Raw genomic sequence first — 21,766 nt, forward strand, 5'->3', positions numbered from 1 at the left:
TCAGTAAGCAGTCTTCAGTAGGCAGTAGGCAAAAAGAAAGGCCACCGAATAGTGACCCCAAAAAATTGGCAATTTGTAAACTGCCCACTGCCTACTGAGAACTGCCAACTGCCAGCTCACTCCGCTTCCGGCTCAGGTAGCCCAGGAATGGCGTATAATGATGCGTGGGCTTCTGGTAATAGCCGGTTCCGTCGTATAGGCGTTTGTCGGGGGCGGTAAAGCAGGCGTCGGAGCAGGTTCCTTCGTACTGCCAGCCGCACGCTTCGCAGAGTGGCATGTGGTTGTTGCAACCGGCGTTGGCGCAGTTGACCATCCGGTCGCTGGGCGTACCACAACGGTAGCAGGTTGAAATTACTTTCGGATTCACCTTGTTGACATCCACCGTCAGGCGGTTATCAAATACATAGCACTTACCTTCAAAGTCTTCACCGCCTGCTTCCAGGCCGTATTTGATGATACCACCGTGGAGCTGGTAAACGTTTTCGAAACCTTGCTCCAGCAGAAAGGCACTGGCTTTTTCGCATTTGATACCACCGGTGCAATACGTAATGATGGTCTTGTCTTTCAGGTGCTCAATTTCGTGCATATGCTCCGGTAATTCGCGCAGGTTCTCCATATCGAAAGTAATGGCTCCTTTGAATTTGCCGACGGTATGCTCATAATTAGAGCGCATATCAATCAGGACCACATCCTCCTGGTCTTTCAGCTTTTTGAACTCATCAGGTTCCAAATGGGTACCGGTGCGTTTGAGCGGATCGACGGGTAAGTCAGAATTTACAATTTCTTCTTTCAGGCGCACATGCAACTTCTTGAAGGCATGTGTATCGTGTTCCTCCACTTTGAAGTCGATAGCAGCAAAGCGGGGATCAGCCTTCAGCGTATCTATGTAGGTCTGGCAATCTGTAGCCAGGCCGGACACAGTTCCGTTAAGGCCCTCCGGAGCGACAATGATGCGGCCAAGCAGGTTAAGCCGGAGACAAAGCTGGTGATGCTCGTCGCAGTAATGCTCCGGGTTTTCAATGGGCGTGTAGATGTAGTATAAAAGAACGCGGTACGGTTTCATATCAGGTAGCTGCCTGTTTTTCAATACAAATATACAAAAAGGCTTGCAGATGCCCTGAAAACACTGTTCAGGCCCTGGGGGTTTCATTAAAAGTTAGGTGAAAAAGTTGTGAGCCTGATGTTAGGTATTCAGAGGTTCATTGTGGAGATTCGCAACCCCAAAACCTAACTTGTCTGTATGCATATAGCAATTACCGGAAATATTGGTGCCGGCAAAACTACGCTGGCTTATAAACTGGCCGAGCATTATGGCTGGGATGTTCTGTACGAAGCCGTGGAAGGCAATCCGTACCTGGCCGACTTCTATGAAGACATGGAGCGGTGGGCGTTCAACCTGCAGATTTATTTTCTGAACAGCCGCTTTGAGCAGGTTAAAACCATTCGTGACGCGGAGAAAAGCGTAGTGCAGGATCGGACCATTTACGAAGACGCCTACATTTTTGCCAAAAACCTGTACGAGAGCGGCAACATGTCGGAACGGGATTACCAGACCTACAGTAAACTATTCGAGAGTATGCTGAGTTTGGTGCAACCGCCGGACCTGATGATTTACCTCCGTGCCGACCTGCCAAAACTAATCAGCCAGATCCGGAAGCGGGGCCGTTCGTTTGAGCAGTCAATCAGTGAGAGTTATCTCGGTAGCCTAAACGAACTGTACGAAGAATTTGCCCGGAACTACACAGCGGGGCCGCTGGTGGTGCTGGATGTAAATGAGTTGGATTATGCGTCCAGACTGGAAGATTTTAAATTCGTAGTAGATAAGATTGATACAAGTTTAGCAATGAAGGTGTAGATATATTAGTAACGATAAAAGGTCTCTATAAAGAGACCTTTTATCGTTACTAATAAAGATTGAATAAATTTAGGGGGTAACAACGCCATCTACAGTGGTAGAAATGGGATAGAATCTCAATTGCAGGAGCTTCAGCCCTTGGTTATCATATTCCCAGAAGAAACCATACAGTCGCTCATCGAAAATTGGATATCTTCCGGCTTTCAAGGTATAGTCAATTACACCGTCATCATCTGTATCTAGAGCAACATCAGTCAGAATTGTTACATATAGTAGCTCAGCGCTAACGTTTGTGAACTTTTTGAAATTCGAGGCATCAAACGTGATTCCGTCGCAGTCCAATTCTACGGCAATTTCCTCACCATCAACCACCACACCATCGGCACAAGTTGTCAAGGTAGCGTTTCCTCGTTGATTACCGGGTACACGGGCAAATACAGAGTAAGTTGTAGTACCATCAGACTCTGGATCTGGATCAGGCAATGTAAAGGAAGCACCATTGGCGTCAGTTCCGTTAGCATCCGTAACCTGGAAATCGGTACCTGGATACAGATTAATTCTGGTTTTTCCGTCCAGAGCTACAAAAATGCGGCCACCATTGTTACCAGTCATATCGGCAGATTTGCCTTTTGGTACACCAATAATGTTAAGGTTGTAGTGAGCACCGGTAGGAGCACCGTTACCAACACGGGCAGAAGCTTGTGTACGGCTAGGGGTTAAGGTTGTAGACTCATCTGAGCAAGAAGCAAAGATAGCTAGGGCGGGCATCGCAAGGGCCGTCAAAATTGACAATTTTTTCATGAAACTTGTAGAGAGTGATTAAATGATAAATGAATAATGAGTAACGTTACCGGGGCTAAATTATAGGTATGCATTTAGATTTTCTAGTAGTTCTCTAATTTTTTTCTAAAGTTAAATTAATGTTATGTGACCTACTTAGGCATTTTATATCTTAAATGGTAAATTTTTAAATAAATTTTGCTAAGTTAATTAACTGAAATGCAATGTATTCAGTAAATATTACTAAGTATTATTCGCTAAAGTCATATCCTATGTTCAACCGGCCATTAAGCTTTGCTTCAATTTATTTAATGGTATGGAAAGCGCACTACGACGAGAAATAGGAACGCCTGGCGGTATGAGAAGGTAAATCTGGATGAAGCAAGGAGCCGGAGCCGAATAAACTACTATCAAAAGGGTGTCAATTCAAAAAGCAAAAAGCCAGACTTTTGCCTGGCTCATACTGACCGGGAAAACCCGGTCCAAAAATTGAAACTGCGAAATTCCAAGAAGTTGTGACCACGGGGAGACTCGAACTCCCATGCCTTGCAGCACCACCCCCTCAAGATGGCGTGTCTACCAGTTTCACCACGTGGCCATTGAAATTATCTGGGTGCAAAAGTAATGGTTACCGGTAAAAAAGACAAGAGGTAACACATGAAACTTTATTGACAATAGAAGCCGCACAGGCGTTTTGCGTGCTTTTAACAGGTAATCAATGACTTGGCTTTCCTGCTGCGAATTCACCACCTGACGATTCCTTTTGTGTGAGAACGTGAATGCTGTTTTAAGCGCAAATTTCCACCGGTGCAACGAGAAAAAAGTCCCGGAATTTTCGTAAATTCAGCCTTTCAACGCATCAAAATTATAAGTATGGCACTGGAATTAACGGGAAAATTAGTGAAGGTCATGCCGGAGGTGACCGGACAGGGAAAAAATGGAGCCTGGAACAAACAGGAGTTTGTGATCGAAACCATTGACCAGTTCCCGAAGAAAGTTTGTATGACCGCCTGGGGCGAAAAAGCCAACGATCTGAAGCAGTTCACCAACGGCGATACCCTTAAAGTAACGGTAAACATAGAGTCCCGCGAGTACAACGATCGCTGGTATACCGACGTACGCGCCTGGCGTATCGAACTGCTGGAAGGCGAAACCATTCGTCCGGATCAGCCTAAAGCAGCTGCGCAGCCGGCCGGAACTCCCTTTGGCGTAACGTTTGAAGAAGAAGGCAGCGATCTGCCATTCTGATTCCTAAATATAACCCACAGAAAAGCCCCAGCAATGAGGCTTTTCTGTGAATACGAAATGAGGTTGCTAAAAACAGAAAACCACAGCGTGGGGCTGTGGCGATGTTTTGGTGATCCGGCTGGGACTCGAACCCAGGACCCATACATTAAAAGTGTATTGCTCTACCAACTGAGCTACCAGATCTTCAGGAGTTAAGAATTAAGAGGGAAGAGTTATGAGTTGCTTTATGTCGCAAAAGAATTAATTCTTAATTCATAACTCTTCACTCATTTGTGATCCGGCTGGGACTCGAACCCAGGACCCATACATTAAAAGTGTATTGCTCTACCAACTGAGCTACCAGATCTACTATATTTGTGATTCGGGTGATCTTCACATGAAGCCTTCCCGAATCGCGATGCAAAAGTATCTGTTTCTACGATTTAATGCAAGTCCGTTTTCTTAAAAAAAGTCTATTTTTTTGCTTCCTGCTGAGTTTCCGGGCCTTAGCTCAGCCAGATTATGTACGCACGGCCGACTCCCTGTTTGCGGCCGGTGTACCTGAGGAGGCTGCGCTTTTGTACGAACAAGCGCTCGCCGATGGGAAACCAGCTACCGATGCCATGCTGCTTAAATTGGCTTATGCCTATGAGAAAAAAGGTGATGTCCCCAGGCTGCTTTATTTTCTGCAGGTTTACTTCGACCGCCATCCCGATGAACAGGTGCTGCGCCGGATGAGTGATATAGCACGGGTTAACGGGCTGACAGGGTATGAGACGGATGACCTGAATTACTTCTATTTCTTTTACAAACAGTATGGCCTATACCTGCAATTGCTGTTGCTTGGCTTGGGACTATATGTTTTTCTGGTTCTGATTACCAAAATGTTTCAGAAGCAGCCCATTCTTCAGCGGCACAAGTGGGTATTGCTGCTTTACCTGACCGGCCTGCTGGTGTTTGTAAACCTACCTGAGGGGTATCAGTCGGGGGTAACCAGCCACGACCGGGTGTTGCTGCGCAATGAGCCCTCCGGAGCTGCTCCCGTGGCCGAAACCATCGGACGCGGGCATAAAGTCAATATTCTTGGCAGTAAGGATATCTGGCTGCGGATTTTCTGGAACAATCACCTGTATTACATCCGGAAAGATAATATCTGGGTGATCTGATCACCAGGCATTTCGCTGCCCGGTCAGATTTCGCCGGTTCTGGTGGGAAAAAAACCGGCAAACCAGTTTATAAAATGCCAAACGGCCATCACTCGGGAATCTAAACAAAAATAGTATACTTGCGCTATAAACACGAAGACTACCCCAATTCCACATTTATGAAACGGAAATCGTTCCTGCTCTTATTACCGGCTTTTTTGGTGGGCACCCTTACATTTACCGCCTGCGAAAATGATAATGATCCGGATTTACGTGACACCTTAAACATTGTCTCCACACTAAGTGGACGGGATGTACTTCCCCCTAATGCCAGTTCAGCCACCGGTCGGTTTGAAGGACAATATAATAAAACTACCAGGGTGTTAACCTATACCATTACGCACCAGGGTGTAACCCCTACGTACATCAACCTGCACCGGGCGGTTCAGGGTACTAATGGGCCCGTTGAAATTCCGTTGTCCAGTTCAGCGACATCGCCGGTAACGGGAACTCTAACGTTGACGCCCGCTCAGGAAAATGACCTGATTTTTAGCAACTACTATGTCCTGATCGGCTCGAAAACCTATCCGGATGGAGAGCTTAGAGGAACCCTTCAGATTGATCGGGCCACCCCAACTCAGTAGCAACGCATACCAGTTGGTGACCTCGCAGGTATTCGGCTTGTGGGGTTACCTCAATAAACTTACTCCGCCTTTATACACTCGCCGGGTATACTGGATGCTGTAGTAGTACACCCCTGCCGGTATGTCTTCCCCAAGCCATTTAAATTGCCGGTCGGTCGAATAATACACCCGTTTACCCCATCGGTTGACAATTTCTACCGATCGGAACTGCTCCGAACAGTTGTCAAGGGGCAGTTCCGGTACGGCAAAGTAGTCATTGACACCATCATTATTGGGCGTAAAAACATTGGGTACCGTTATGTCGTAATCAACCGGTAGGTTTTTCAGCGTGAAGGTGACCGTTGTGGTATCTTTGTTTTTGGGCTGACAACTCCGGTCATCGGCTACAAAGTCGAGCGTAAAGGTAGCTTCGTCTTTTCCTTCGAGAAGGGCACAGGTGGGATTCCAGCGGAATGTCGACTGAAGCGTGGGCAAGCCGGTTTTATCGGTGAATTCCATGCCCAGGTCCTGCCAGTTAAACCCCTGGCCCTGGGCCAGCAGACGCAGGGTATCCCGATCCTGATCATTGGCCAGGACATCAAATACCACTGCGCTCTCTGGCGACCCACCCGGTATGACCGTCATTTCAATGGCCGGTTTTCCCAAAGTAGTTGCTACTGAGGGCGGCTGGCCGGGAGTCCCTCTGGCCGTTAGCTGCACCGTCACGGTATCACGCAGGTTCCGCTCACACCGGGTATCGGTCACAATAAAATCGACGGTGTAATTGCCGACCTGGGTACAAACCGGCTTCCACTGAAACACTTGTGCCACATTGCCGGTACCTGATACTGGGGCAAACGTCATTCCTGCCTGCGCCAGCGAGAATCCTCGCCCTACTGCCTGAAGGGTAATAAAATCGTTATCGGGATCGGTGCCGAACGCGTTGAAGGTCAGCGATGTGCCTACTGTTACCTGACCCCGGTTGTTCAGCAGGTCGGTTCGCGCTGTGGGTTTGCGGTTATCGTCCGGACTGATGTTGAGCCGGACGACCAGCGTATCGGAGAGTCCCTGCGGACAGCCTTCGTCGGTGGCCAGAATAACTAGTGTAATGGGAGTGCCGTCGCCCGGACCAACGCACCGGCCAAAGCAGAATTCGGCGCGGAGGGTATCGCGGTCGGTGCGGGTCAGCAATTCGCCGGGGGTTATTTTCAGATCCGGCAGCGAGCCACTCAGGTTGAATAATTGGATGCGCTGGTTGGGGTTCGGGTCGGTTATTAATAGACTCAGGCAGTTTGCTTCTTTTTCGGAAATGGTCAGTACCGTACCTTCTTTGTAAAAAGCATTCTGTCCCTCGGGCCGCAGCAGAATTCTGGGTGCGTCATTAAGCGGACACTCAATAACGCGCAACTGGAAATCCCGGCGAACCAATCCAATCCCTTGCCGGGCCGCACCGGGTGCCGGCCGCCGGTATTCCTCAACCTGCACGGAAAACACAAAAAGCCCGATCCGGTTAGCCGTCACGGTCAGTAAACCCGTTCGGCTATCTACCCGTAGCGGGGCCGGGCCTGGAATTACGTTCTGCAGGTCAATGCCCGTGCTCCAGTTTACGCCCGGATACGGGCCGGGACTGGAAATCTGTGGGTTCGGCTGGTTCTGGTTGCTAAATCCGTTATACGGTGTTACCAGGGTGTAAACCAGACTATCCCCATCGGGGTCTTTCGCGCTGAAATCAAACGTAAACGGTCGGTTCAAACAGATATAATCCCCTTTGGCGGTACCAAACACCGGCGAGGAGTTAATAAATGACGATTGGTTGTTCCAGGGGGCGGCAAATTCCAGGTAAAAGGCAGAACCGGCTCCGCCCGGATTGACAATATTGGTTACGGTTCCGTTGCGGCAGCAGCGCTCCCAAACCATGTAGTAGCCGCCGGCATCGTTGAATGTCTGGGCAAAGGTAACGTCCCGGGTGTACTTGATAAGCCGGGTGCGGAGATTACTGATGGCGCAGGCGGGTACGCTGTAGTTGACCAGTTGGTTGCTGATGCGGAATAGTTCGATAGATCCCATCAGGGCGTTATCCCGCTTCCGATAAACAAAGACGTTGATGGTAACATCCTCGGCACCCGGGTTGCCGTTTATGTCGTCAAAGTAAAGATTCAGGTTGATACGGTGGGTAAAGGCGCTTCCGACCGGCTGTCTTTGAAACTCCAGTTCCCCACCTACTATATGCGTGGCAAAAGCCTGGGCGGAAAACAGGATCATCAGGTAGACTATCAGCCACTTACCAGCATAAGTAGGGTAGTATTGTTTCATTGGGTCAGGTCAGGATGATTACCGTCCGGGAACGGATGCTTAAATTAGCGGTTTTTTAGCAATTATGCGTATCAAGACCCATAAAACCCCCGAACGGTTGGAGCAGGTGCGGATCGACGATGTTGCCGCCGAAGGAAAGTGCCTGGTTCGAACCGCAGAGGGCGTTGTTTTTGTTGAAAACCGCGAGGGTGGCCCCGTGGTCGCCCCCGGCGATGTGGTAGACATTCGGATAACGAATCGGAAAAAACAGTACCGCGAAGGCGTTGCCGAAAAAGTGTACCAGTATTCTGAGGTACGGGCGGAACCCTTCTGCCAGCATTTCGGTACCTGCGGAGGTTGCAAGTGGCAGCATATCCGGTACGATGAACAGTTGCGCTTCAAACGCCAGCAGGTCATCGACCACCTGACGCGCATCGGCAAAGTGACGCTGCCTGAGATTCAGCCCATTCTGCCGGCCGAACCGATGCGCTACTATCGCAATAAACTGGAGTTTACCTGTGCCGAGGGCCGCTGGCTGACCCAGGCCGAAGTGCAATCAGGCCAGGTGTTCGACCAGCGGACGGTTGGCTTTCATGTGCCGAAGCGGTTCGATAAGGTGCTGCCAATCGTTCACTGTCATCTGCAGCCCGATCCGTCGAATGCCATCCGGCTTGCCTTCGCCGACTATGCCTCGCGGCATAATCTGTCGATGTATAACCTGAAGACCCACACTGGTTATCTGCGGACGCTGATTATCCGGACAGCCTCAACGGGTCAGGTAATGGTGACGCTTCAGGTAGCGCAGGACCATCCGGAGACGCTGCATCAGTTGCTGACATTTCTGCAAAATCAATTCCCGGAGATTACGTCGCTGAATTACATCATCAACACCAAGAAGAATGATACTTACCAGGATCAGGAGGTGATTACCTTCGCCGGAACGCCTTATATCGAAGAGCGGATGGAAGACCTGGTGTTTCGGGTAGGCCCTAAATCGTTTTACCAGACAAATTCGCAGCAGGCGTATCACTTGTACCGCATTGCCCGCGAGATGGCGGGGCTAACCGGCAGCGACCGGGTCTATGATCTGTATACCGGTACTGGTACCATTGCCCTGTTTGTAGCCCGGCAGGCCAAAGAAGTAGTGGGTATAGAATACGTGGCGACCGCTGTTAACGACGCCCGTGTGAATGCCCAGGTGAATGGCATCACCAACACGACCTTCCTGGCCGGAGACATGAAAGACCTCCTGACCGAGCAGTTATTTGACCGGTACGGCCGACCGGACGTGGTCATCACCGATCCGCCCCGCGCCGGTATGGACGAAGCCGTAACGCAGCAACTTCTGGAAGCCGGGCCCGAACGCATCGTCTATGTAAGCTGCAACACCGCCACCCAGGCCCGGGACCTGAATCTGCTTGATGAAAAATACGAAGTCGTTGCCGTGCAACCCGTAGATATGTTCCCCCATACGCATCATGTGGAGAACGTGGTGCTGCTGAGAAAAAAGTGATGAGTTATAAGTGATGAGCGATGAGTGAAAAGGTTGCGTACAGCTCCACTCATCGCTCATCACTTATAACTCATCACTCCTAAAAAGGCGTTTCCTGTTTCGGGTCGGAGTAGCCGAAGTTGGAGAGGTCGTTGGCTTTGCTGCGGAAGGTGCCGCCGGCCGGGGGGGCATCAAAACTGCTCAGACCGGAGACATCGCTGCTAAAGCCCGGAGTCTGGACCGGCTCGAAGTACGAGTCGAGATCGCAGAACTTGGTAAATCGGTTGACAAACCGGAGCTGGATCGTATCGAGTGAGCCACTCCGGTTTTTGGCTATGATAACCTCGCCAATGCCGGCGGTTGAATTGCCGTTTTCGTCCTGGGTAATGTTGTAGTATTCCGGCCGGTAGAGGAACATAACCATATCGGCATCCTGCTCGATGGAACCGGATTCCCGAAGGTCAGAAAGCTGAGGCTTCTTATCGCCCCCCCGCGTTTCGACGGCCCGACTCAACTGCGACAGTGCAATTACGGGTACGTTCAGCTCCTTAGCCAGGTTTTTCAGTGCCCGCGAAATGGAAGCAATTTCCTGTTCACGGTTGCCTCCGCCTTTGGTGGTATCACCCGTCATCAACTGCAGGTAGTCAATCACAACCATCTGAATGTCGTGCTGGGCCTTTAAGCGCCGGCATTTGGCCCGTAGCTCCAGAATGGATAGGGCAGGGGTATCATCAATAAAAATGGGCGCTTCCGTCAGACGCTGGATCTTATGGTGAAGCTGCGTCCATTCGTGCGGAGCCAGGGTACCCTTGCGGATTTTCTCGCTGTCGATTTCGGCTTCGGCCGAAATCAGACGGTTAACCAACTGCACCGACGACATTTCGAGCGAGAAGATCGCCACCGGTTTGCCATGATCCACGGCCGCGTTTCGCAGTGCCGAGACCACAAATGCAGTCTTACCCATCGCCGGCCGGGCCGCCAGAATGATCAGTTCGGTAGGTTGCCAGCCCGAAGTAAGCCGGTCAAGGTTGGTAAAGCCCGATGGCACCCCCGTTAAGCCCTGCTGGTTTTTCTTCGTCTCCATCTCGTTCAGAGCCTGGCGGACGATGGTACTCATATCGGAATAATTCTTCCGGATATTGGACTCGGTAATTCGGAATAGCGACTGCTCCGTTTTATCAAGCAGGTTGAATACGTCGGTGGTGTCTTCGTAGGCATCCCGCAGGATTTCGGAAGACATGGTAATCAGCGACCGCTTGAGGGCCTGCTCCGTAATGATCCGGGCGTGGTACTCGATATTAGCCGCCGAGTTTACCCGAGTTGTCAGGTCGGTGATGTAGCCGCCACCGCCAACAACATCAATTTCTCCGGATTTTCGGAGTTGAGACGTAACCGTCAGCAGGTCAATCGGTTCGGAGTCGGAAAAAAGCGTCAGAATCGCGTTGTAGATCCGCTGGTGGGCTTCTTTATAAAAGCTGTCCGGCTTTAAGATGTCGATAACGGCCGAGAGCGCATCTTTTTCGATCATCAGCGCGCCCAGTACAGCCTCTTCCAGATCAATAGCCTGCGGAGGTAATTTTCCTAAACCGGTATCGAGCCAGCGGTTGCTGGTTTGCTGACGGCCTCCTGGGCTGGTAGGGGGTTTACGGAAATTGTTGTTTGGGCGGGCGTTTTCCATGGCTAACGCAAGTATAAGCAAACGCTGTTACATAAGGCAAGACAGGGAACCGTACCAGGGCTGGCATTTCGGTAACTTGATACGCTCAACAACCTGATTGTAAAATGAGTAACGCTGCCGAAAAAAAATCGGAATTTTAAGTGCGGCAGGCTGTTGAAAAAACGCATCTTTTTACAGGGGAGAGAGCATCGGCGGACGGGGCCAATATACACGCCCTTCGCTTATTTATCAATGAAAACCGACTTGTTTTTTCCTTCATATAAAAGTAGCGCCACATCGAATAATTTTTCGGGAAAAATTGTTGTACTGTTAGACAAACCCGATATATTTCGGACTACGAGTCTTCATAAACCTTTAAACGAATAGAGCATTTGGTCGAAAAAGTAATCACGCTGGAGAATGTTTCGCTGACCGAGTTCCTGGGCGTGGAGAACAACAACATTAAGGAAGTAGCGGCTGCCTTTCCGATGAGTAAAATCATCTCGCGGGGCAATGAAATCCGCATCAAAGGCACAACACCAGAAATTACCCGTATTACCGATATTCTGGACTCGCTGATGGAGCATTATCAGAAGTATGGTAAACTAACCCACGAGAACGTGAAGGAATATATAAGCGGAGGTATCCAGCCGGAGGCCCGTCCGGAGATCGTTTCCGACGATGATGTCCTGGTATACGGTACCAAAGGGGTAGTCGTACGGGCTAAAACGGCCAACCAGCAAAAACTGGTCGAAGCCGCCGAAAAACACGATCTGGTGTTTGCCGTTGGGCCGGCCGGTACGGGCAAAACCTATACCGCCGTGGCCATTGCCGTGCGGGCGTTGAAAAATAAAGAGGTCAAGAAGATCATTATAACCCGGCCGGCGGTAGAGGCAGGCGAAAACCTGGGTTTTCTGCCGGGTGATCTCAAGGAAAAGATTGACCCGTATCTTCGCCCGATCTACGATGCGCTGGACGATATGATTCCGGCCGAGAAGCTGAAGTACTACGTAGAGAACCGGATCATTGAAATCGCTCCGCTGGCGTATATGCGCGGCCGGACCCTGAACAACGCTTTTATTTTGCTCGACGAAGCGCAGAACACGACGCCGATGCAGATGAAGATGTTTCTGACCCGGATGGGCCCCAGTTCCAAGGCGATCATCACCGGCGACCGGTCGCAAATTGACCTGCCTCACAAGCAGAAGTCAGGATTGATCGAATCGGTTGATATTTTAAAAAATATAAAAGGCATCGCCTTCGTTGAACTGGATGGACGCGATGTGGTTCGTCACCGGTTAGTTAAAGAGATCATTGCCGCCTATGAAGAAGCGGGTCAGTAATAAGTTGTTTTTGGGAGCCGGCGGCCTATGGCTGGCCGGCTCTTTGCTGTCTGTTAGTGGTCAGTCATTACCTGATGCACAGGTGAAGCGGTGTGCCCATGTGGAGTATGAGCAGGTCTTACAACGGCGAAATCCGCTCCGTCGGCATAATGTAGAAGCCTTAAACCAGAAAATACTGGAATTTAAAGAGTTACAAGCCCAAAGCCGGACCGGCGAAACTGTATACCGGATTCCGATTGTGGTCCATGTTATTCATAATAACACGTCTGGTTTTATTGGCGGAGCTAATAACCCGAACATCTCAGATGAGCAGATAATCTCTCAGATTCAAGTATTAAATGAAGATTATCGTCGGATGGAAGGCACTCCTGGATACAATACTGATCCAATTGGTGCTGATACAGGTATCGAATTCGTTTTGGCCCAGGCAGATCCTACTGGCCGTCCCTCCACAGGTATAACGCGTCACTTCAACGTCAAAGCAAGTTATGATGTATTTAAGGATGATGTTCTCCTGTCGCAGATTGCGTATTGGCCAAGCGATCGCTATTTAAATATTTGGGTTGTACCATCGGATAGATCTCAAAACTCATTTTATCTTGGAGTGGCTCAGTTTCCCGAATGGGGAGGCTCCTTACCTGGTTTGCCTGGTGAAACCAATGAGTTTACTGATGGCGTGATTATTGATTTTCGTGCTTTTGGTCGTATAGGTGCCGTAACGGATCCAACCTATTGTTGTGGCCGGACTACCACCCATGAGGTAGGACACTGGTTGGGGTTGATCCATACCTGGGGAGATGATGTATGCGGGGATGATTATGTGGCCGATACTCCGCCCACCGAACGGGAGAACAAGACGACGCAGTGTACCCAAACATTTTCTACCTGTAATGGCGTACGTACTCGTGACCAGATTGAAAACTACATGGATTATTCACCGGACCGCTGCATGAATTTGTTTACAAAAGGTCAGCGAGATCGGATGCGTACGGTTTTAGCAGTGAGTCCACGCCGGCGACGGCTTATCAACTCTGCTTTGGCTTTGCCTGAGGCAGAAGCTTTAACCCTGCGAATTTCACCAAATCCGGCTACCATTGAAACCGAGGCCGATGTTCTATTTACAGGGTTCAAATCATTTACAGTAGAGGTATTGGACATTAACGGTCGTCCTCTTCGAAGTTTATTTTATACAGATTATCCGAGTGTCCGTGTGACTGTACCCGTCTATGGCTTGCCCACTGGTGTTTATGTAGTGCGAGTGAAAACCGATTCTGAATCAAAAAGTGCCCGGTTGCTGGTTCATTAATTGCTTATGATAGACGTTTTACTGATTACCAATCCTGCTGAACTGGAAAAAGCATTCGCCATACGCCGGGAGGTGTTTGTGGAGGAGCAGCAGGTGCCCGCCGACGAAGAATACGACGAATTCGAAGAAAGCAGCCGTCATTTTCTGGCCCTCGCCAATGGTGAACCTTGCGGTACGGCCCGTTGGCGGCAAACTCCCAAAGGCATTAAACTGGAGCGTTTTGCCGTTCGTCAGGCTTTTCGGGGGCAAGGCGTGGGTAGGGCGCTGGTCAGAGCGGTGCTTGATGATGTTTTCAGGCACCACGCACAGCCGGAGCTGGTGTATATGCACGCGCAGGTGAGTGCCATGCCGCTGTACACGGGATTCGGCTTTGAACCCGTGGGCGACCTGTTTGATGAGTGCGGTATTATGCATTACAAAATGGTGCTGCCCCAAACCGCCTATCCGGTTTTATGAAAGGTTCCCCCTTTGTCCGCTACGCAGCCGCCCTGATAGGCGGCATTCTTTTTTATGTATGGCAACCGCAGTTGGGTTGGTGGGTTGCCGGTCTGGGCATAGGGGGCGCCATCCTGTTTGGTTGGGGGGTATTCAGAAACGCCCGGCAGGATCGGAAGCCGCTCAGTCCCGGCGCGGGTATCGGTAGTACGCTGTTGCTGTTTTCCCTGGGCTGGGTTATTACTTACGTCCACACCCCAGCCACCCGTTCCGACAATATCCTTCATCTGAGTCTACCCCTGGAGGCCTATGAAGCCGTTATTGCCAACCAACCCGAGGAGCGGGCGAAAACCTACCGGGTGGAACTGGCACTTCGGCGGGGTCGGGTCGGTGGTACGTATCAACCCGTAAGCGGCCGGGTCATTGTTTACCTTGATAAATCGGGTATACCACTACCCCAATATGGCGAACGCTGGCTGGTGGAAGGTACCCCCCGTCTTATAGATCCACCGTTGAATCCTGGCGAATTTAACTACCAGCGTTTTCTGTCTTACAAAGGTATCTACCACCAGCAATACCTGAGGCAACCGCAGCGACAGGTGCTCGGTGTAGCCCCACCAAACCGGTTGGTGGGGCTGGCTAACGCTGTTAACCTGTTTGCCGATAGCTTATTTACCCGGCAGGTCGGTTCCCGGTCGGAGTACGGTATCATCAACGCCATGATTCTCGGGGTGCGCGATGATGTGGACCCCGAGCAGTACCGGGCCTATGCCGCATCCGGAGCCGTACACATCCTGTCGGTATCGGGTCTGCATGTTGCTATCTTGTTTGGGGTATTAACGGTTCTCCTGGGTTTTCTGGAAAAACGGCGGGGCGGAAAATACCTACTTGGGTCAATTCAGTTGCTCATCCTCTGGTTTTATGCGTTAATGACGGGCTTTTCTCCGCCCGTCCTTCGCTCGGCCGGGATGCTGACGCTGCTGATTATTGCCCGGATGATGGGCCGAACGCATAGTATGCCGAACACGCTGGCAGCTTCAGCTTTCTTTATTTTAAGTGCCGATCCGTACGCCTTATTTTCGGCCGGGTTTCAATTGTCTTATCTGGCCGTGGCGGGTATCGGTGCGTGGCAGTCGGGCTTGTATCAGTCCCTTTCATGCCGGTATGTATGGCTCGACAAGCTTTGGGCTGTTACTGCGCTGGCGCTGGTGGCGCAACTTGCTACCTTCCCGCTGGCGGTTTTCTATTTTCATCAGTTTCCCACGTATTTTCTGCTGGCCAACCCGGTGGTCATGGTCTTATCGCAGGTGCTGCTGCCGGTGGCAATGGGGACGCTGGCGGTGTGCTGGATTCCCGGACTAAACGAATGGGCCGGCTGGGTATTGCAGAAAACGGCCTGGCTGCTGAACCAGGCGGTATCGATGACCGGTCAGTTGCCGGGCGCCATCTGGGATGGACTCTGGCTGTCGCCGGTGCAGCTGCTCCTGATTTATCTGATTATCCTGAGCGGGGTAGCCCTGCTGGTGACGAGACAAAAGACGTACCTTTGGCTTACCTGTTTTCTGGGCTTGAGCCTGACCGCGCTGTTGCTGACGGATCAATACCTGCAGAAACACCAGCGCAGGCTGGCGGTTCACTTTCTGCCGCATAAAACGGCGGTAAGCCTGACCGAAGGGGCCAAAGCTACCTTGTTTACGGATCTGGATCTGAGAAAAGATCCCCGTTCCTTTGACTTCTATCTCAAGAATACCTTTGGCCAATGGGGGGTAACGGACCTCAGCGTCTCGGCCCTGACCGATACGGGTGAAGCCGCGGGCAATTCATTACAAGCCAGTGATTACCGGTTAATGGTCTGGCAGGGAAAACGTATTATGCTGGTCAACCGGCTAAATGGCTCCGAACGCTGGCAACTCCCGGCGGTGGTCGATTACCTCATCATCCGCCGGAACGCTCTCCGCTCCTGGGAGGAACTCAACGGGCGGGTTGTAGCCCGGCATATTCTTTTCGATGATTCCAACAAAACGGCGCTGACCGATCAGTTGCTGGCGGAGGCCGCCACCCGGAATATTCAGTGCTTTTCGGTCCGGCAGCAGGGCGCCTTTGTGGCTGATCTGTAAGCGAAAAAATAAAGGCTGATAATGCCCTTGTCATGGCTGTTTTACTAAAACTTTTTTCCTGAACCGGCCGTTTCCCTAGTGTATGGAAACGCTGGAAAAAATCCGCAAAACGTACAGTGATTACGTTTTGGAACATGGCAGACAACCACCCTCCGTTTATCAGTTTGCCAAGAAATTGAAAATACCCGAAGTTGAGTTTTACAACTACTACGCTTCGTTCGACGCCATTGAGGCCGACATCTGGCTGGCTTTCTTTCAGGAAGCCCGGCAAACGGTGGAGGCCGATACCGTGTACCAGACCTACTCCGTTCGGGAAAAGCTGCTCGCCTTTTATTATACCTGGGTTGAAGTGCTGAAAAGCCAGCGCAGTTTTGTGACGTACAGTTACAATCGTCTGCGCGAGGAGTCCGGCACCGCCCGTGCCGACATGAATCCGGTATTGCGGGCCCGGCGGGGTACAGTCTCCCGAAGTCGCACGCTGGACCCGTTCAAAGACGCTTTCTTCGATTTTGCCCGCGACCTGCTGGCCGAAGGGCGCGAAAGCCGGGAGGTAGAACCCCGGCCCTTTGTGACCGACCGTTACTCCGACGGTCTCTGGGTGCAGACCCTATACATTTTGGATTTCTGGATCCGCGACGTGAGCAAGAACTTTGAAAAGACGGACACAGCCATCGAAAAAGCGGTAAACACAGCGTTTGATCTTATTGGCCGTTCCCCACTGGATTCGCTGTTTGATCTGGCCAAATTCATTTATCAAAACCGGTGACCCGTCGTTAGTCGATGGTAACTTGTCGACTACAGGCTTAGCTAACTACCCTATGAAATCCCAAAACCATATTCCTACCTCGAAAGTAGCCCGAGCGAGCCAGTTTGTTAAGGCGGGCATCAAGGTGGGGGGCAATTATATCAAGCATTACAGCAAAAAACTCGTTCAGCCCGGTATGGGAAACGAGGAACTGCACTCGGATAACGCAGCCGACATCTATGATGCGCTGAGCGAGCTGAAAGGCAGTGCCCTGAAAATGGCCCAGATGCTGAGCATGGACCGGAATATTTTGCCCAGGGCGTACGTGGATAAGTTCTCTATGTCGCAGTACTCGGCTCCGCCCCTGTCGGGGCCGCTGGTGGTGAAAACCTTCCGGACGTATTTCGGCAAATCACCGCATCAACTGTTCGACCGGTTCGAGATGGACGCGGTTAACGCAGCGTCTATCGGGCAGGTACACCAGGCCTGGAAGGGCGATAAAAAGCTGGCGGTAAAAGTACAGTATCCTGGAGTGGCTGACAGTGTCAGCTCAGACCTGAAAATTGCCAAGCCCCTGGCCGTGCGGCTGCTGAACCTGAACGAACGGGATATTGACCGCTACATGGGTGAGGTGGAAGCCAAACTGCTGGAAGAAACCGATTATGACCTGGAGCTGAAGCGCTCGGTAGCCATCTCGGAAGCCTGCGCTGACATCCCCAACCTGGTTTTTCCTAAATACTACCCGGAACTATCCAGCAAGCGTATTCTGACGATGGATTGGCTCGACGGGCTGCACCTGAAAGATTTTCTGAAAACGAACCCCTCGCAGGAAGTGCGCAACCGTGTTGGTCAGGCGCTGTGGGATTTTTATAACTACCAGGTGCATACCCTTCGGCAGGTGCATGCCGACCCGCATCCCGGTAATTTCCTGATGCATGCCGACGGCACCATGGGGGTAATTGATTTCGGCTGTGTGAAGGTCATCCCGGATTATTTCTACGACAACTACTTCCGGCTCATTAATTTCGATACGCTGGAGGACGAGGCATTAACTAAGGAGATCTTCCGGAATCTTGAGTTCCTGGTTGATGGGGACAGCCCCAAAGAAGAAGCCTTCTTCACTGATTTGTTCAAGCAGATGATCTATATGCTGGGCCTGCCCTTCAGCGTCCGGGAGTTTGACTTCGGCGACGATGCCTACTTCGACCGCGTGTATGCTTTTGCCGAAGAACTCTCGCAGATCGAAGAACTGAAGAACTCGAAAGTTGCCAGAGGTTCTCAAGATGGCCTGTATATCAATCGCACGTATTATGGTCTGTACTCCATGCTGAACGAATTGAAAGCGAAGGTGATTACCCACAAACCGGACTGGTTGCTGTCGCATAAGCTGCGTAGCGAACTTCAGGACGCAAGCGTCTGACGCGTTAATTAGGTTGGTCGTCTACAGTACCGGCAGATTGAATAGGGGAGAAGAAAAGCAAAGTTTGCATTTGTCTTTTCAGTCGATTGTGGCTATTTTCCGGGAACTGAATTAATTCTCCGGCATGGGCAAACCCCACTTCGACGATATTTTTATGGAATTGGCCGTTAACCTGGCCAGGCGTTCTCACTGCATTAAGGCGCAAGTCGGTGCAGTACTGACCAAGGAGACCCGCATTATTTCGATCGGCTACAACGGTCCCCCGGCCGGTACGCACAACTGCGACGAAGAATTCCCGGGAGTGGGTTGCCCTCGCGATTCAAAAGGTAGTTGTTCGCTGGCGCTGCATGCCGAACAGAATGCCATTTTGTACGCAGCCAAGAATGGCTCCAGCATGGAAGGTTCTACCCTGTACGTGACCCTGTCGCCCTGTATAGCCTGCGCCCGCATTATTTACAGCATGAAAATCGACCGGGTGATCTATTACCATTCGTACGCCGAATACAAGGGCATACCCGTCGACGAGGGAGTAGAGTTTCTGCGCCGGTTTGGGGTTCATGTGGAGCGGTATGCGCCGACGGAGCTGCTTTCCATGCCGACAGACCCCAGGTTATTGCCGGTATCATGAACATTCTGGCGCATGCATATCTCTCCGGGCGCCACGAAAGCCTGATCATCGGCAACTTCATCGCTGATTTTATCAAAGGAAATCCGGCCAATCCCCGGCATGGCTTAACCCCCAACGAACAGGCCGGCGTGTGGTTGCACCGGGCCATTGACGAATACACCGACGCCCACGCCCAGGTAGCGGCTGTCCGCCAATTGCTATATCCTCGGTGCCATAAATACGCCGGGGTAGCCGTCGACGTATTCTTCGATCACTTCCTGGCCGTTCAGCTGGCAACCAGCCCGGATGATTCTCTGCTGGGTTTCCGGACCTATGTGTATGAGGTACTGCACCGTCATTGGAACCGCCTGCCACCAGGTGCCGACCGCATGGCCGAAGCCATGATCCGGTACGACTGGCTGAACCACTACCAAACGATTGAAGGCATCGACCGGTCCCTGAAAGGATTGTCGCGCCGGACGGCTTTCCCTTCTGGCCTGGATACGGCCATTGACGATTTTACGGCCCATTACGGGTTCATTGGAGAGTGCTTTGCCCGCTTCTGGCCACAACTGGTGGCTTTTGCGCGGGAAAGGCTGGTCAGTTTGCCCGGTTTCGCGTAGTTTTGCCGCCCTATGACTCCCGCTGTTACTAACCTCCTGAAAGATATTCGCAACAAACGGCTGGTACCGGTTTACCTGATCCACGGCGATGAGCCGTATTACCTGGACCGCATTGCCGACGAACTGGAAAAGGTGGCCGTGCCGGTGGCTGAGCGTGGATTTAATCAGTTTGTGCTGTTCGGCAAAGACACCGATGTGGGCGCGGTGCTGAACTACGCCCGGCGCTACCCGTTTATGGCCGAGCGTCAGTTGGTCCTGGTCAAAGAAGCGCAGCAGATTGCCGGCATTGGCGATAAAAGCGGGCAGCAGCTTCTGGAGGATTACGCGGCCAACCCGTTGTCGAGCACGATTCTGATGCTATGCTTTGTCAAAGAAGATGGTAAAGCAGGCCTGGATGAGCGCAAAACCTGGGTCAAAGCTTTTGGACAAAAAGGGGTGTTGCTCGGCGTCAAGAAGATGTACGACAACAAATTGGTCGACTGGGTCGCGGAATACTGCCACGAACAGGGTGCTAAGGTGAGCCCAAAAGCCTGCCAGATGCTGGTCGACGCCATCGGTAATGACCTGAAACGGCTGGCCAGTGAGATTGACAAAATCCTGCTGAACCTTCACGTTGGCGAAGAGATCGCTGCCGGTACGGTAGAGCGACTGGTGGGTATCAGCAAGGAATACAATGTTTTTGAACTACAGAAAGCTCTGGTGCAGCGCGATGTGGTCAAGGCCAATCGCATCGTCGATTATTTTGGTCGCAACGCCAAGGATAATCCGCTCATCATGATCCTCACGCAGTTGTTCCAGTATTTCAGCCGGGTGCTCATGGTGCAGGCCTCCAAAGACCAGTCTGAAAAAGCCGTTGCTGCATTACTGGCCATCAACCCCTTTTTTGCCAAAGGTTACCTGTCAGCCGCCCGTACGTTTCCGCTTCCCAAAGTGGTCGCTATTATCCACGCCATCCGCCGGTCCGACGCCTTGGCCAAAGGCATTGATTCGCCGTCTATGAACGAAGGGGATATTTTACGGCAGCTCGTTTTTGACATTCTACATTAAATATTTTTCCCGTGACAGCGCGTGACAATAGGGGCGTCGTGGCTTGATTAGGAAGGCCGCACAGATGCCGGCGAGAAAACTTTTTAAATTAGTAATCGTTAAAGTATCTCAACGTTTGCCTCTCTATTCGTGTAGCAAGCAATAGCCTGTGGCTTTACAACCACGTTTAAAACTTCTGATTGGTTTGTTAAAGCGTTATATTATATTGAGCCATAGCTTCAACAAATGAAAATAAGATTTTTACTCTATATAGCCATTATCGTGCTCCCGGCCTGTAGACCTAATCGCAATTTAGTATACCTGAATGACCTGCGGGGATCAGCCGAATACAAAACCCAGATTGCCAACAACCCTCCTCTTCAGGTTCAGCCGGATGATCTGCTGCGAATCACGATTAATAGCCTGAATCCCGAGTCGAGTATTTTATTCAACAATGGTGTGTTGGCGGCTACCAGCAGTGCCAATCCCAGTGAAGCGACAACGGTTAATAATGCCGTAACCAGCAAGCGCGAGAACGAAGGCTATCTGGTTGATCGGGAAGGTTTTATCAACTTTCCGGTGCTGGGGCGGGTTAAATTGTCCGGGCTGACCATGGAAGAGGCAACACAGAAAATGACCGCTGAGGTCAGGAAGTATGTAAAGAACCCCATTGTAGAAGTCCGATTATTAAACTTCAAAGTCACCGTGATTGGGGAAGTCAATCAGCCTACGTCCATCGACGTACCCAGAGAGCGTATCAACGTGCTGGAAGCGCTGGGGCTGGCGGGCGATATGACGCCGTTTGGGCGCCGGGAAAACGTTTTGATCATTCGGGAAAAAGAAGGCATCCGTACGGCAACCCGCTTAAACCTGAATTCGAAAGACGTGCTGCAATCACCTTATTTTTATCTACAGCAGAACGATGTGGTGTACGTCGAACCCGATAATCAGGCCCGTCTCGCGCAGAATGACCCAAATAATAGGTTTCTGCCCATCTGGGCCGCCGTAATTTCAACCATTGGGTTTGCTATTATATCTTTTGTACGGTAACTCGTACTGTCCTAAACACCGCT

19 protein-coding genes and 3 tRNA genes are annotated in these 21,766 nt (G+C 51.1%); 15 read left to right on the forward strand and 7 right to left on the reverse strand.

The window, feature by feature from the left end; translation table 11 throughout:
• Positions 1-91 precede the first annotated feature (91 nt).
• The gene (trhO, locus tag ABD949_RS05660; RefSeq protein WP_345241462.1) at positions 92-1,063 is read right to left on the reverse strand and encodes an oxygen-dependent tRNA uridine(34) hydroxylase TrhO; all 972 of its coding nucleotides are present in this window, start codon (positions 1,061-1,063) and stop codon (positions 92-94) included.
• Positions 1,064-1,240: 177 nt separating this feature from the next.
• Here trhO and ABD949_RS05665 point away from each other — a divergent pair, with 177 nt between their 5' ends.
• The gene (locus ABD949_RS05665) at positions 1,241-1,855 is read left to right on the forward strand and encodes a deoxynucleoside kinase (RefSeq protein WP_345241464.1); all 615 of its coding nucleotides are present in this window, start codon (positions 1,241-1,243) and stop codon (positions 1,853-1,855) included.
• A 69-nt stretch (positions 1,856-1,924) separates the two neighbouring features.
• Here the strand turns inward: ABD949_RS05665 and ABD949_RS05670 are convergent, their stop codons facing one another.
• Together ABD949_RS05670 and ABD949_RS05675 are read right to left on the reverse strand one after the other, a co-directional pair.
• On the reverse strand, positions 1,925-2,656 hold the full coding sequence (locus ABD949_RS05670; RefSeq protein ID WP_345241465.1) for a hypothetical protein: 732 nt from the start codon (positions 2,654-2,656) through the stop codon (positions 1,925-1,927).
• Between the two features lie 495 nt (positions 2,657-3,151).
• A tRNA-Leu gene (locus ABD949_RS05675) sits at positions 3,152-3,233 on the reverse strand.
• A 275-nt stretch (positions 3,234-3,508) separates the two neighbouring features.
• Here ABD949_RS05675 and ABD949_RS05680 point away from each other — a divergent pair.
• Positions 3,509-3,883 (forward strand): DUF3127 domain-containing protein, encoded by a 375-nt coding sequence (locus ABD949_RS05680; RefSeq protein ID WP_345241466.1) that lies wholly within the window; start codon positions 3,509-3,511, stop codon positions 3,881-3,883.
• A 107-nt stretch (positions 3,884-3,990) separates the two neighbouring features.
• On the opposite strand, the gene ABD949_RS05685 is transcribed toward ABD949_RS05680, so the two are convergent.
• Positions 3,991-4,066: transfer RNA gene (locus ABD949_RS05685), tRNA-Lys, on the reverse strand.
• Positions 4,067-4,156: 90 nt separating this feature from the next.
• Positions 4,157-4,229, reverse strand: a tRNA-Lys gene (locus tag ABD949_RS05690).
• A 79-nt stretch (positions 4,230-4,308) separates the two neighbouring features.
• Between ABD949_RS05690 and ABD949_RS05695 the strand changes: the two genes are divergently transcribed.
• Entirely contained in the window at positions 4,309-5,028 is a 720-nt protein-coding gene (locus tag ABD949_RS05695; protein ID WP_345241467.1) for a tetratricopeptide repeat protein, read from the forward strand.
• A gap of 158 nt (positions 5,029-5,186) precedes the next feature.
• Positions 5,187-5,651, forward strand: a complete 465-nt coding sequence (locus ABD949_RS05700) for a CHRD domain-containing protein (RefSeq protein ID WP_345241469.1) — start codon at positions 5,187-5,189, stop codon at positions 5,649-5,651.
• A 45-nt stretch (positions 5,652-5,696) separates the two neighbouring features.
• Here the strand turns inward: ABD949_RS05700 and ABD949_RS05705 are convergent, their stop codons facing one another.
• Positions 5,697-7,943, reverse strand: coding sequence for a T9SS type B sorting domain-containing protein (locus tag ABD949_RS05705; protein ID WP_345241471.1), 2,247 nt, complete (start codon positions 7,941-7,943; stop codon positions 5,697-5,699).
• 64 nt (positions 7,944-8,007) lie between these two features.
• Here ABD949_RS05705 and rlmD point away from each other — a divergent pair, with 64 nt between their 5' ends.
• Entirely contained in the window at positions 8,008-9,435 is a 1,428-nt protein-coding gene (rlmD, locus tag ABD949_RS05710) for a 23S rRNA (uracil(1939)-C(5))-methyltransferase RlmD (protein WP_345241474.1), read from the forward strand.
• Between the two features lie 79 nt (positions 9,436-9,514).
• Here rlmD and dnaB read toward each other — a convergent pair whose 3' ends face one another.
• A complete protein-coding gene (dnaB, locus tag ABD949_RS05715) occupies positions 9,515-11,092 on the reverse strand; it encodes a replicative DNA helicase (RefSeq protein WP_345241476.1) in 1,578 nt (525 codons plus the stop codon).
• Positions 11,093-11,463: 371 nt separating this feature from the next.
• Here dnaB and ABD949_RS05720 point away from each other — a divergent pair, with 371 nt between their 5' ends.
• From ABD949_RS05720 to ABD949_RS05765, 10 genes are all read left to right on the forward strand, one after another.
• On the forward strand, positions 11,464-12,414 hold the full coding sequence (locus ABD949_RS05720) for a PhoH family protein (RefSeq protein ID WP_345241478.1): 951 nt from the start codon (positions 11,464-11,466) through the stop codon (positions 12,412-12,414).
• Positions 12,395-13,720 (forward strand): M43 family zinc metalloprotease, encoded by a 1,326-nt coding sequence (locus tag ABD949_RS05725; RefSeq protein WP_345241480.1) that lies wholly within the window; start codon positions 12,395-12,397, stop codon positions 13,718-13,720. Before ABD949_RS05720 ends, ABD949_RS05725 begins: the two co-directional genes overlap by 20 nt.
• 6 nt (positions 13,721-13,726) lie before the next feature.
• Positions 13,727-14,176 carry a GNAT family N-acetyltransferase gene (locus tag ABD949_RS05730; protein WP_345241481.1) on the forward strand — a complete coding sequence of 150 codons (450 nt, stop codon included), beginning with the start codon at positions 13,727-13,729 and terminating at the stop codon, positions 14,174-14,176.
• Positions 14,173-16,272, forward strand: a complete 2,100-nt coding sequence (locus tag ABD949_RS05735; RefSeq protein WP_345241483.1) for a ComEC/Rec2 family competence protein — start codon at positions 14,173-14,175, stop codon at positions 16,270-16,272. The genes ABD949_RS05730 and ABD949_RS05735 overlap by 4 nt, the downstream gene beginning before the upstream one ends.
• A gap of 82 nt (positions 16,273-16,354) precedes the next feature.
• Positions 16,355-17,038, forward strand: a complete 684-nt coding sequence (locus ABD949_RS05740; RefSeq protein WP_345241484.1) for a TetR family transcriptional regulator C-terminal domain-containing protein — start codon at positions 16,355-16,357, stop codon at positions 17,036-17,038.
• Positions 17,039-17,090: 52 nt separating this feature from the next.
• Positions 17,091-18,437, forward strand: coding sequence for an ABC1 kinase family protein (locus ABD949_RS05745; protein ID WP_345241485.1), 1,347 nt, complete (start codon positions 17,091-17,093; stop codon positions 18,435-18,437).
• Positions 18,438-18,561: 124 nt separating this feature from the next.
• Positions 18,562-19,065 (forward strand): deoxycytidylate deaminase, encoded by a 504-nt coding sequence (locus ABD949_RS05750; protein WP_345241487.1) that lies wholly within the window; start codon positions 18,562-18,564, stop codon positions 19,063-19,065.
• Complete coding sequence (locus ABD949_RS05755) at positions 19,062-19,667, forward strand: acyl carrier protein phosphodiesterase (protein WP_345241489.1); 606 nt, start codon at positions 19,062-19,064, stop codon at positions 19,665-19,667. Before ABD949_RS05750 ends, ABD949_RS05755 begins: the two co-directional genes overlap by 4 nt.
• Positions 19,668-19,679: 12 nt before the next feature.
• On the forward strand, positions 19,680-20,714 hold the full coding sequence (gene holA, locus ABD949_RS05760; RefSeq protein WP_345241491.1) for a DNA polymerase III subunit delta: 1,035 nt from the start codon (positions 19,680-19,682) through the stop codon (positions 20,712-20,714).
• Between the two features lie 225 nt (positions 20,715-20,939).
• Positions 20,940-21,743, forward strand: a complete 804-nt coding sequence (locus tag ABD949_RS05765; RefSeq protein ID WP_345241492.1) for a polysaccharide biosynthesis/export family protein — start codon at positions 20,940-20,942, stop codon at positions 21,741-21,743.
• Positions 21,744-21,766: the final 23 nt, after the last annotated feature.

The organism is Nibrella saemangeumensis (genome assembly GCF_039541915.1).
Lineage (GTDB): Bacteria > Bacteroidota > Bacteroidia > Cytophagales > Spirosomataceae > Nibrella > Nibrella saemangeumensis.